Annotated in this window: 9 protein-coding genes and 1 pseudogene; 4 read left to right on the forward strand and 6 right to left on the reverse strand. The window is 71.3% G+C overall.

Going from position 1 to position 12,055, the window contains the following annotated elements:
- Window positions 1–96 precede the first annotated feature (96 nt).
- Complete coding sequence (locus OO68_RS31275) at window positions 97–564, forward strand: RrF2 family transcriptional regulator (RefSeq protein ID WP_033312557.1); 468 nt, start codon at window positions 97–99, stop codon at window positions 562–564.
- Here OO68_RS31275 and OO68_RS31280 read toward each other — a convergent pair.
- A complete protein-coding gene (locus tag OO68_RS31280; RefSeq protein ID WP_033312558.1) occupies window positions 561–1,748 on the reverse strand; it encodes a globin domain-containing protein in 1,188 nt (395 codons plus the stop codon). The genes OO68_RS31275 and OO68_RS31280 overlap by 4 nt on opposite strands.
- A 296-nt stretch (window positions 1,749–2,044) precedes the next feature.
- On the opposite strand from OO68_RS31280, the gene glnA2 reads away from it, so the two are divergent.
- A complete protein-coding gene (gene glnA2 / locus OO68_RS31285) occupies window positions 2,045–3,406 on the forward strand; it encodes a gamma-glutamylpolyamine synthetase GlnA2 (RefSeq protein ID WP_033312643.1) in 1,362 nt (453 codons plus the stop codon).
- A gap of 905 nt (window positions 3,407–4,311) precedes the next feature.
- Here glnA2 and OO68_RS31290 read toward each other — a convergent pair.
- Window positions 4,312–4,935, reverse strand: a complete 624-nt coding sequence (locus OO68_RS31290; RefSeq protein WP_245237238.1) for an SMI1/KNR4 family protein — start codon at window positions 4,933–4,935, stop codon at window positions 4,312–4,314.
- A gap of 164 nt (window positions 4,936–5,099) precedes the next feature.
- Here OO68_RS31290 and OO68_RS47855 point away from each other — a divergent pair.
- Window positions 5,100–5,287 (forward strand): annotated as a pseudogene (locus OO68_RS47855) (transposase family protein); the annotation flags it as partial.
- A 206-nt stretch (window positions 5,288–5,493) separates the two neighbouring features.
- Here the strand turns inward: OO68_RS47855 and OO68_RS31295 are convergent.
- Both OO68_RS31295 and OO68_RS31300 read right to left on the reverse strand, forming a co-directional pair.
- The gene (locus OO68_RS31295; RefSeq protein ID WP_033312559.1) at window positions 5,494–6,117 is read right to left on the reverse strand and encodes a VOC family protein; all 624 of its coding nucleotides are present in this window, start codon (window positions 6,115–6,117) and stop codon (window positions 5,494–5,496) included.
- 66 nt (window positions 6,118–6,183) lie between these two features.
- Window positions 6,184–6,630 (reverse strand): VOC family protein, encoded by a 447-nt coding sequence (locus OO68_RS31300; RefSeq protein WP_033312645.1) that lies wholly within the window; start codon window positions 6,628–6,630, stop codon window positions 6,184–6,186.
- 336 nt (window positions 6,631–6,966) lie between these two features.
- Here OO68_RS31300 and OO68_RS31305 point away from each other — a divergent pair, with 336 nt between their 5' ends.
- Window positions 6,967–9,975: a bifunctional [glutamine synthetase] adenylyltransferase/[glutamine synthetase]-adenylyl-L-tyrosine phosphorylase gene (locus tag OO68_RS31305; RefSeq protein WP_033312560.1), complete on the forward strand. Its 3,009-nt coding sequence runs from the start codon at window positions 6,967–6,969 to the stop codon at window positions 9,973–9,975.
- On the opposite strand, the gene OO68_RS31310 is transcribed toward OO68_RS31305, so the two are convergent.
- Entirely contained in the window at window positions 9,954–10,853 is a 900-nt protein-coding gene (locus tag OO68_RS31310; protein ID WP_033312561.1) for a phosphatase PAP2 family protein, read from the reverse strand. The genes OO68_RS31305 and OO68_RS31310 overlap by 22 nt on opposite strands.
- A 93-nt stretch (window positions 10,854–10,946) precedes the next feature.
- Complete coding sequence (locus tag OO68_RS31315; RefSeq protein WP_033312562.1) at window positions 10,947–11,981, reverse strand: LacI family DNA-binding transcriptional regulator; 1,035 nt, start codon at window positions 11,979–11,981, stop codon at window positions 10,947–10,949.
- Between the last annotated feature and the right edge of the window lie 74 nt (window positions 11,982–12,055).

The raw sequence follows: 12,055 nt of genomic DNA on the forward strand, positions 1-12,055 counted from the left end.
CGGCACCGACAGCAGGACGACAGCTTCACCGCTCCCGGCGCCGCCTTCCCCGCCGGAAAATTTGAACCGCGGATTCCCATTACCTACGCTGCCCGCATGCGGCTGCTGCGCTCCACCGACCTCGCCCTGCGGGTCCTGATGCGCCTCGCCGTCGCGGGCGGGTCGAGTCCGACGACCCGGGACGTCGCGGACGGCATGGAGGTGCCGTACACCCACCTGGCGAAGGTCGTCGCCGAGCTCCAGCACATGGGCCTGCTCCAGGCCCGCCGCGGCCGGGGCGGCGGCCTCACCCTCACCGAGCAGGGCCGTACGGCCTCGGTCGGTGCCGTGGTCCGCGCCTTCGAGGGCGGGGGCGACGTCGTCGACTGCGAGGGCCCCACCCCGTGCCCCCTCAACTCCGCCTGCCGTCTGCGCGGCGCCCTGCGCCGGGCCCAGGAGGCGTTCTTCACCTCCCTGGACCCGGTCACGGTGGAGGACATCGTGGCGGAGCCGACGGGCGCGCTGCTGCTGGGCATCTCGCGGGGCCCCGGCCCCGGCCCCGGACCCGACCCGGGTGACGTCTAGGCCTGCCCGGCCAGCCACAGATCCGGGCCGAACACCTCGTAGTGGATGTCGGCCGGGGCCACGCCCTTGGCGATCAGCTGGGTCCGCACCGCCCGCATGAACGGGAGCGGGCCGCACAGGTACGCGCGCGTGCCCGGGGCGAGTGCGACGCCGGTGAGGTCGGCCAGGCCGGTGCGGGCGCCTGCGGGGGCGTCCTGCTCGTACCAGAGGTGGACGGCCGCGTCCGGGAGCTTGGCCGCCCAGGCCTCGTGCTCGGCGCGCAGGGCGTGGGTCCCGGGGGAGCGGTCGGCGTGCACGACGGTGACCGGGGCGCGGTGCCCCGAGCCGGCGAGGTGCGCCAGCATCGCGGTCATCGGGGTCACGCCGATGCCCGCCGAGGCCAGCAGCAGGGGCGTGTCGGGGCCGGCGTCCAGGACCAGGTCGCCGTACGGCTCGGACAGCTCCAGGACGTCGCCCGCCCGCACGCGCGCGTGCAGGTGGCCGGAGACCTCGCCGTCGGGGGCACCGGTCTCGCGCACGCGTTTCACGCTGATCTGCCGCAGGTCCGGGCCGGGCGCCCCGGAGAGGCTGTACTGCCGTATCTGCCGGGCGCCGTCGGCGAGGGCGACGCGGACGGAGACGTACTGGCCGGCCAGGAAGTCCCGCACCGGGCCGCCGTCGGCCGGCCGCAGCCGGAACGTGGCGACGTCCGCGGTCTCGGCGACGCGCTCGACGACCTCCCAGGTCCGCCAGGTGTGGCCGCCGCGCTCCTCGCGCAGCCGCCGCTCCACGGCGATCAGCGCGTTCGCCATCAGCCAGTAGACCTCGTCCCACGCGGCGGCGACATCGGGCGTGACCGCGTCGCCCAGCACCTCGGCGATGGCGGCGAACAGGTGCTCGTGGACGATGCCGTACTGCTCCGGCGTGACGCCGAGCGAGGCGTGCTTGTGGGCGATGCGGTGCAGGATCGCGTCCGGCCGCTGCTCGGGGTGGTCCAGCAGGTGCGTGGCGAAGGCGGCGACGGAACCGGCCAGCGCCTGCCGCTGGGTGCCGGAGGCCTGGTTGCCCCGGTTGAACAGGTCACGCAACAGCTCCGGGTGGGCCGCGAACAGCCCGGCGTAGAAGCGCTCGGTGATCGTGCCGAGTGCCGCGCCGACGGCGGGGAGTGTGGCGCGGACGGTGGCGGCGGACTGCTCGGACAGCATCGGGGGCTCCTCGGGGCTCGACTGTACGCACGCTATTTAAAGTTGCATATGAGATGCAAGTTAAGCGCGTGGCGCAGCGCAGGGAACCGGCCGTTACGGATGCCGGTGCGAGCAGGCACTATGGGCGTCAGAGCAGTCCACCTGCCGTACGTGAGGCGTTCGACCCCGGGCCGGCCGGGCGATCATGGTCCGCAACGCGTACGAAATGGAGGTGTGGTGGGATGCTCAGGTGCCCGACCGCCTCCCGTGGTACGGAACAGAAGGCGGCCTGACCAGCAAGGATGGGGAAGCGGAAGATGGACAAGCAGCAGGAGTTCGTGCTCCGGACGTTGGAGGAGCGCGACATCCGGTTCGTACGCCTGTGGTTCACGGACGTGCTGGGCTTCCTCAAGTCCGTCGCCGTGGCCCCGGCCGAACTGGAGCAGGCCTTCGACGAGGGCATCGGCTTCGACGGCTCCGCGATCGAGGGCTTCGCCCGGGTCTACGAGTCCGACATGATCGCCAAGCCGGACCCGTCGACCTTCCAGATCCTGCCGTGGCGTGCGGAGGCCCCGGGCACGGCCCGCATGTTCTGCGACATCCTCATGCCGGACGGCTCCCCGTCCTTCGCGGACCCGCGGTACGTGCTCAAGCGCGCCCTGGCCCGCACCTCCGACCTGGGCTTCACCTTCTACACCCACCCGGAGATCGAGTTCTTCCTGCTGAAGGACCGCCCGCTGGACGGCTCCCGCCCCACCCCGGCCGACAACTCCGGCTACTTCGACCACACCCCCACCAACGTCGGCATGGACTTCCGCCGTCAGGCGATCACGATGCTGGAGTCCATGGGCATCTCGGTGGAGTTCTCCCACCACGAGGGCGCGCCGGGCCAGCAGGAGATCGACCTCCGCTACGCCGACGCGCTGTCCACGGCCGACAACGTCATGACCTTCCGCCTGGTCATGAAGCAGGTGGCCCTGGAGCAGGGCGTGCACGCGACGTTCATGCCGAAGCCGTTCTCGGAGCACCCGGGCTCCGGCATGCACACCCACCTCTCCCTCTTCGAGGGCGACCGCAACGCGTTCTACGAGTCGGGCTCGGAGTACCAGCTCTCCAAGGTCGGCCGCTCCTTCATCGCGGGCCTGCTGCGGCACGCGGCGGAGATCTCCGCGGTCACCAACCAGTGGGTGAACTCCTACAAGCGCATCTGGGGCGGCGCGGAGCGCACGGCCGGCGCGGGCGGCGAGGCTCCCTCGTACATCTGCTGGGGCCACAACAACCGCTCGGCGCTGGTCCGGGTCCCGATGTACAAGCCCGGCAAGACGGGCTCGGCCCGGGTGGAGGTCCGCTCCCTCGACTCCGGCGCGAACCCGTACCTGGCGTACGCGCTGCTGCTGGCCGCCGGCCTCAAGGGCATCGAGGAGGGCTACGAACTCCCGCCGGGCGCCGAGGACGACGTCTGGGCCCTCTCCGACGCGGAGCGCCGCGCGATGGGCATCGAGCCGCTGCCCCAGAACCTGGGCGAGGCCCTGACCCTGATGGAACGCAGCGACCTCGTCGCCGAGACCCTCGGCGAGCACGTCTTCGACTTCTTCCTGCGCAACAAGCGGCAGGAGTGGGAGGAGTACCGGAGCGAGGTCACGGCGTTCGAGCTGCGGAAGAACCTGCCGGCGCTGTAGGGGCAGGCCACGTGGCCTTCTGGCCCGTACGGCGTGTGGGGTCGACGTCGCTGAAGCGTCGACCCCGAAGGGGCTTGTGCAAGCTCTGGGCTGTGTGCGGGCCGCCAATTCTTCGGTTCGCCCCGATCGCCACCCCCGGGCACGTTGGGGTGCCCCCCATTGACGCTGTCGACCCTCATGTCATGGACATGAAAAATATGTCCTTGATCATCGCCCCTTTTTGCATCCCATGTCGTATATGCCTTGTGGGATCTGCTGCATTTTGATCTTGTGGCTTGTGGTGGCGGAACAAGGGCGCACGGGAGAGTCCCCGCCTACTGTTGGACTAGGTGGCGGACTGGGCCAACAGGCCGCCACCTAGGGTGTGCTCTGGTTACCTGCTGATCAGCAGGTAGGCGATCAGGGCCATAGCCCCCATCGTGAAGAGAATCACGATAAGGCGGACGGTCCGGTTGTCTTCGTCAATGGCCTTCTGGACCGTTCGCCAAAATTCGCCGCCCATGAGCAACACCTCCCTTCTATAAGGAGGTTCCTCAATCCTCGGGCTGCGCGCAGTCGGTCGGGGCATGTGGACAGACACCAAGTCCGGCCAACAAGTTTGTCACGAGGTTCCAATGACGAAACGTGGCCGTTACCCCATTGGCCCCTGGGAGACCGCATCGAGGCCCACGCCTTGGCGTCGATCCACGGATGCTGCGATCTGTGAGGTCAGCTGGCCTCATCGCCCAGCACCGGGGGGCTTGCCTGCTCGGCACGCACGGCCGTGGGCGCCGGCGTGAAGGGCCGCACCTCCGCCTCGGGGGCCGGCGCAGGCTCATGAGTGCGTCGCACGGCCGGAAGGTTGAGCCGAGGATTTTGCGACCGGGCCGCCGGATCGGCTCCGCCCGGTGTCGGCCCGGCCGCGTTCACCAGGTGACCAGATTCATGGACCCTCGAGCGAGCCAGTCCATGAACGACACGGGCTGACCGCCCAGGTTCAGAGGAAGGATCTGGTCGCAGGTGGCCCGGCCGTCGAACCACAGTGAGCCCCGGTGCGGACCGGTGACAACGAGCAGGGTCGAGAAGCCACAGCCGTTCTCCTGGATGAATACAGCGCCGGACGTCTTGCGCTCCTGGAGCACCCCGTACTCGGCGTCCCACTGCTCCCATGCCGCCCGGTAGGCGTTGGGGTCCGGGAAGTCCTGCGCCAGCGGCTCACGCGCGTCCAGCTCATCCTCGTAAGCACGGTAGGAGTCGGGGTGCGGGAAGTCGGTGGTGAGCAAGTCGTAGTTGGTGCTCGAGTCCCCATACCAGCCCCAGCCTGCCGCGGATCGGTACAGGCGGTTCACCGCGCCGCCGGCGCTCTGCCGGAGCAAGTACTCCCGGTACTGGTCCGGGAACGCGATGCCCAACTCCGCTTCTGCCTTGCAGATCTCCGCTTCGGACAGCGGCGGCGGGGAGGCGACCTGCCTCGCAGGTGGACGGCTGAGCTCATCCACACGCCGCCCCCGCGCCACGCGTTCGTATTCGGCCATCCAATCGGTCGTCATAGCGGTGAGGGTAGACGCGAGCAATCCATCACCACCCTGCCGGGAGACGGATGCGTCCCGCTCGGTTCTTGAGGCGTGAAGATCAAGCAGGCTCGTGCCGCCGTATCGCACCGTGCGCTCTGCGGCATCTCGGCTCGTCAGTCGGGAGAGCTGCTCGCCGACCACTCGGAGTGATCTACGAGGTGGATCCTTCCACCGTCGGGCGGGCGATCAGCAAGATCCGTCCGCTGCCGGCCGCGCGTGGATCCGCGGTACCGGACCGGCCGGGCCTCCGGCTACGATCCGCGGCCCGCAGGCGCACCGCCCCGGGCGCCGGGCCTTCGTCTCTGGCAAGCGCAGGCAGAACACGATCGATGGCCGGCCGGCACGAACCGACTGCTGAACTCGTGCTCGTCCGCACGACGCCCAGCTGAATCACCCACCAGCCGAACGACAAGGCCAGCGCGGCCCGACATCCATCGCGGGGGCTGTATGGGCCTGGCCCGCGAAGGAGCCCGTCGACACCTGTCGAAGACACTGCAGGTCAGGTCCGCCGGGCTCGGCGGACCTCCCGCGCGCTCACACCGACGCGTTCTCCGACGCCGTCGTCCACGCGAATCCGTCCGGGTCGGTGAACGGCCCGGCGTCGCCGGTGATGGTCAGGCGGTGGGAGCCCGTGCCGTCGGGGGAGACGCCGGCGACCTTGGCGAGGCCGCTGCGCTTGTACAGGGCCAGCTTCACGGGGCCTCCGGTGGCGAACTCGACGTACTTGCCGCCGAAGCTCTTCCCCACGGCCAGACCGTGCTCGACGTAGAACTGCTTGCTGGCCTTCACGTCCTCGACGCCGAGCAGCAGGACGAACTCGTCGACCTGCCGGGTCGCCGGGCCGGTGTTCTTCTTCGACGAGGACGCGAGCTGCCAGATCGTCCCGTCGGGGGCCTGGACGACGCCTCCGTAGCCCCAGAGCGACTTGGCCGCGGGCTTCAGCGTCGTCGCACCGGCCTGCACGGCCGCGTCGAGGAGGGCGTCCACATCGGCCGGCTGGGCGACCACGAGCGACAGTGTGAACCCGCGGAAGCCGGAGGTCGGTGCCTCCGACGCCCGCAGGCGCAGCCGGTCGCCCAGACCGAAGGCGGTGGCGTAGAAGCGTTCGGCGGCGGCGGGGTCGGCCACCTCGAGGGTGACGGATGCGATGGAAGTCATGACAACGACGCTAATCGCGCTCCGGCACCCGTGCTTCTCGATTCCTGACCGGTTCCTCCGGGGGCTTCAGGCCTGCTTCCGCTTCAGGTCCGCCAGCAGCTGGTGCAGCGGCTCGGTGGCCCGGCGCCGGTACTCCTGGACCGCCCACCCGTTGCCGTCCGGGTCCTGGAAGTGCATGAACGTGGCGCCGTCGTCCGGGGAGTACTGGACCGGTTCGGAGACGTCGAGGCCGCGGGCGACCAGCTCCGCGTGGGCCGCCTTGATGTCGGCGACGCACAGCTGAAGGCCCTGGTAGGAGCCCGGGGCCGGGGTCGGGCCGGGCGTCATCTCCCAGATGGACTCGCCCAGGGCGATCGAACAGCCGGAACCCGGAGGGGTCAGCTGGACGATCCGCATCCCGGGCATGACCTCCTGGTCGATGTCCACGTGGAAGCCGACCTTGTCCCGGTAGAAGTCCCGGGCGCGGTCGATGTCGAACACGGGCAGCGGAATGACTTCCAGGGTGATGTCCACGGGCATGACTCCTTCGTCCGGCCTTACGGGAACCGATCACCGGGTCCGGCTGAAGCCGGCTGAACGGCTCTTCCTCACCGAAGCCGAAAACGCGGGGCGGCGCCACCGAGGGGACGGCCACCGGACGCGTGCGGGGGCGCAAATGGCCCTCCCGTCTCCCGGAACGCCATCAGCCGCCGTACCGCGCATGCCCCCGCACGGCCAGTCCACCTGGCCACGCGCGCACTCCGTCCGCCTGCCGAACTCCCCGGCGCTTCCCCCGGCCCGTGCTATTAGGCTCGAGCCGTACGACCTTGATCCGATGCATGTCCGAGGAACAGTGCGAGGGAGGCCCGGATGACGGCGGCGCCGGGGCGCAGGAGCAGTACCTTCACGCGGCTGCTGCGGCACGGATTCACCGACGCCTCCGCCGCCGAGCGGCTCCTGGACAGCCCGGAGCTCGCGCCCCTGCGCGACGACCCCGTGCTGCTGGAGGCGCTGGGCGCCACCGCCGACCCCGATCTCGCGCTGCTCGGCCTCGTCCGGCTGCTGGAGGCCCAGCCGAGCCCCGGCGGCCGCCGGGAACTGCTCGACACGCTGATCGCGGCCAAGCCCCTGCGCGACCGCCTCCTCGGCGTCCTCGGCGCCTCCACCGCCCTGGCCGACCACCTCACCCGGCACCCGGGCGACTGGCAGGCGCTCGTCATGTACGAGGCGTACGACCTGCACCCGGGGGTGGAGGAGTTCGAGGCCGGACTCGCGGAGGCCACCGACCCGGTCTCCCTGCGGGTCGCCTACCGGCGCTGTCTGCTGTCCATCGCCGCCCGCGACGTCTGCGGCACCACCGGCGTCGCCGAGTCCGCCGCCGAGCTCGCCGACCTCGCCACCGCCACCCTGCGCGCCGCCCTCGCCATCGCCGAGGCGGCCGCGCCCGAGGACGCCGAGCAGTGCCGGCTCGCGGTCATCGCGATGGGCAAGTGCGGCGGCCACGAGCTGAACTACGTCTCCGACGTGGACGTCGTCTTCGTCGGGGAGGCCGCCGAGGGCACCGACGAGACCAAGGCCGTGCGCGCCGCGACCCGGCTCGCCTCGCACATGATGCGGATCTGCTCGGAGACGACCGTCGAGGGCTCCATCTGGCCCGTCGACGCCAACCTGCGGCCCGAGGGCAGGAACGGCCCCCTCGTGCGGACCCTCTCCAGCCACCTCGCCTACTACCAGCGCTGGGCCAAGACCTGGGAGTTCCAGGCCCTGCTGAAGGCCCGCCCGGTGGCCGGCGACCTCGATCTCGGCGAGGAGTACGTGGCCGCCGTCCAGCCCCTGGTGTGGAAGGCCGCCGAGCGCGAGAACTTCGTCCCCGACGTGCAGAAGATGCGCCGCCGGGTCGTGGAGAACATCCCCGTCGCCGAGGTCGAGCGCCAGCTGAAGCTCGGCCCGGGCGGCCTGAGGGACGTCGAGTTCGCCGTGCAGCTGCTCCAGCTGGTGCACGGCCGGGCCGACACCTCCCTGCGCAGCGGTACGACCCTGGACGCGCTGGGGGCCCTCGCCGCCGGCGGCTACGTCGGCCGGTCCGACGCGGCCCAGCTCGACGACGCCTACCGCTTCCTGCGCTCCATGGAGCACCGCATCCAGCTGTTCCGGCTGCGGCGCACCCACCTCGTCCCCGAGGACGAGGCCGAGCTGCGCCGCATCGGCCGCTCCCTCGGCCTGCGCACGGACCCGGTCGCCGACCTGCACCGCGAGTGGCGGCGGCACGCGGGCGTCGTACGCCGGCTGCACGAGAAGCTCTTCTACCGGCCGCTGCTCGACGCGGTCGCCCAGCTCGCCACCGGCGAGGCCCGGCTCAGCACCGAGGCGGCCCGCGAACGCATGGTCGCCCTCGGCTACGCCGACCCGGCCGCCGCCCTGCGCCACCTGGAGGCGCTGGCCTCCGGCGTCACCCGCAAGGCCGCCATCCAGCGCACCCTGCTGCCCGTGCTGCTGGGCTGGTTCGCCGACTCGGCCGACCCGGACGCGGGGCTGCTCAACTTCCGCAAAGTGTCCGACGCGCTCGGCAAGACCCCCTGGTACCTGCGGCTGCTGCGGGACGAGGGCGCCGCCGCACAGAACCTCGCCCGGGTGCTGTCCGCCGGCCGCCTCGCGCCCGATCTGCTGATGCGCGCCCCGGAGGCGGTCGCGCTGCTCGGCGACGGGGACGGCGGCGGCCTGGAACCCCGGCCGCGGGCTCACCTGGAGCAGGAGATACTCGCCGCCGTGAAACGGGCCGACGGCGCCGCCCAGGCGGTCACGGCGGCTCGCGGGGTGCGCCGCCGGGAGCTGTTCCGCACGGCCGCCGCCGACATCGTCGGCTCCTACGGCACCGAGGAGCAGCCCGCCGAGGCCGATCAGGGCGCCCTGGTGGACCTGGTCGGCGGCGCCGTGTCGGACCTGACCGCCGCGACCCTGGCCGGCACGCTCCGCGCGGTCGTGCGGGACAACTGGGGGGACGACCTGCCCACCCGGTTCGCGATCATCGGCATGGGCCGGTTCGGCGGCCACGAACTGGGCTACGGCTCCGACGCGGACGTGGTGTTCGTGCACGAGCCGCGCGACGGCGTCGACGAGCGAACAGCGGCCCAGGCGGCCAACAAGGTGGTCTCCGAGATGCGCCGCCTGCTCCAGATCCCGAGCGCCGACCCGCCCCTGCTCATCGACGCCGACCTGCGCCCGGAGGGCAAGTCCGGGCCGCTGGTGCGCACCCTCACGTCGTACGCCGCGTATTACCGCCGCTGGTCCCTGACCTGGGAGTCGCACGCGCTGCTGCGGGCCGAGCCCGTCGCGGGCGACGCCGATCTGGGCCGACGCTTCATCGAGCTGATCGACCCGCTGCGCTACCCGGCGGACGGGCTCGCCGACGAGGCCGTGCGCGAGATCCGGCGGCTGAAGGCCCGTATGGAGTCCGAGCGGCTGCCGCGTGGCGCCGACCCCAAGCTGCACGCCAAGCTCGGTCCGGGCGGCCTGTCCGACGTGGAGTGGACCGTGCAGCTCATGCAGCTGCGGCACGGCTCGGCGGTGCCGGGCCTGCGCACCACCCGCACCCGTGAGGCCCTGGCCGCGGCCTGCGCCGCCGGGCTGATCACCGACGAGGACGCGGCGACCCTCGACGAGGCCTGGGTCCTCGCGACCCGTGTCCGCAACGCGGTGATGCTGGTCCGCGGCCGGGCCGGCGACACCTTCCCCTCCGACCCCCGGGAACTGGCGGCCGTGGGACGCTATTTGGGCTACGGCCCCGGCCACGTCGGCGACATGCTCGACGGCTACCGGCGGACCGCGCGCCGGGCGCGGGGCGTGATGGAGGAACTCTTCTACGGGGCCGCCGAGCGCTGAGGCCTGCCGGTGCGCGCCCCGGGCCCGTCATCGGCCCGGGCGGCGCCCCGCCTGCGGGCCGGGACCGTCCGGGGCAGTGCGTACGGCTGCCTTCCGTACCAGAGCCGGGCCACCGTGAACCCGAAGGCCAGGCACAGCACGCCACCGACCGCATCCAGCCAGAAGTGGTTGGCCGTGGCGACGATGACCACCAGTGTCAGCGCCGGGTACAGCAGGCCCAGCACCCGCGCCCAGGGGACACTCGCCAGGGCGAAGATCGTCAGGCCGCACCACACAGACCAGCCGATGTGCATCGACGGCATCGCGGCGTACTGGTTGGACATGTGTTTCAGGTCGCCGGACGCCATCGAACCCCAGGTCTGGTGGACCATGACCGTGTCGATGAAGCCGCCGCCCCTCATCAGTCGCGGGGGCGCCAGCGGATACAGGTAGTAACCGACCAGGGCGACGGCCGTGGTCGCGAACAGCACCAGCCGGGTTGCCGCGTAACGGCCGGGATGGCGACGGTAGAGCCACACCAGGACACCCAGCGTGACGATGAAGTGCAGCGTCGCGTAGTAGTAGTTCATCCCGACGATGAGCCAATGCACCGAGTTCACGGCGTGGTTGACCGACTCCTCGACGGCGATGCCCACGTGGTGCTCGGCGCGCCAGATCCAGTCGGCGTTGCGCAGCGCCTCGGCCTTCTGCTCCGGCACGGCGTTGCGGACGAGCGAGTACGTCCAGTAACTCACCGCGATGAGCAGGATCTCGAACCAGAACCGGGGCCGCTGGGGGGTGCGCAGCCGGCGCAGCGGACCAGGCCCCGGATCGGCCGCAACAGGGTCCGGGAGAGCCGCTTCCAGGCTCTCCGGCTTCGTTACGGTCGTTTCACCCATAGGCGCAAAGTCTGCCAGAAAAGGACTTCCCCACCGATCATCCCGCGGCCTCGTACGAGCCGCATGTTCTACAGCGAAATCAGGCCGAAGGCCTCAGGAGCGACCGCGTTCCCCCGGGGCCGAAGCGGTCGAACCGCGCACCACCAGCTCCGGCATGAACACGAATTCGCTGTGCGGCGCGGGCGTCCCGCCGATCTCCTCCAGCAGCGTGCGCACGGCGGCCTGCCCCATCGCCGGGACCGGCTTGCGGACCGTGGTCAGGGGCGGGTCGGTGAAGGCGATCAGCGGGGAGTCGTCGAAGCCGACCACGGAGATGTCCTTCGGCACGTCCAGGCCGAGCTGCCGGGCCGCCCGGATCGCGCCCAGCGCCATCATGTCGCTGGCGCACACCACGGCCGTGCAGTTCCGCCCGATCAACGCCGTGGCCGCCGCCTGACCACCCTCCAGGGTGTACAGGGAGTGCTGCACCAGCTCCGACTCGACGGTCTCGGCGCCCAGCCCCAACTGGTCCTGCACCGTGCGCACGAACCCCTCGATCTTGCGCTGCACCGGCACGAACCGCTTCGGTCCGAGGGCCAGGCCGATCCGGGTGTGCCCCAGGGACACCAGGTGCGTGACCGCGAGGCTCATCGCCGCCCGGTCGTCGGGGGAGATGAACGGCGCCTGCACCTTCGGCGAGAAGCCGTCGACCAGCACGTAGGGTACGCCCTGGGCGCGCAGCCGGTCGTAGCGCTGCATGTCGGCGGTGGTGTCCGCGTGCAGTCCGGAGACGTAGATGATGCCGGCGACCCCGCGGTCCACGAGCATCTCCGTGAGCTCGTCCTCCGTCGAGCCGCCCGGAGTCTGGGTGGCCAGCACCGGGGTGTAGCCCTGCCGTGTCAGCGCCTGGCCGATGACCTGCGCCAGGGCCGGGAAGATCGGGTTCTCCAGCTCCGGGGTGATCAGCCCCACCAGCCCCTCGCTGCGCTGGCGCAGGCGCACCGGGCGTTCGTAGCCGAGCACGTCGAGAGCGGCCAGCACGGACTGGCGGGTGGTGGCGGCGACGCCCGGCTTCCCGTTGAGGACGCGGCTGACGGTCGCTTCGCTCACCCCCGCCTGCACAGCGATGTCGGCAAGCCGTGTGGTCACAGCACTGGACTGTAGCGGCCGGGGTTCTCCTTGCACACCGACGGGACGCCTGGTGCGCGCCGTCGCACGGCCCG

The sequence above is a fragment of the Streptomyces iakyrus genome, from assembly GCF_000717055.1.
GTDB lineage: Bacteria > Actinomycetota > Actinomycetes > Streptomycetales > Streptomycetaceae > Streptomyces > Streptomyces iakyrus.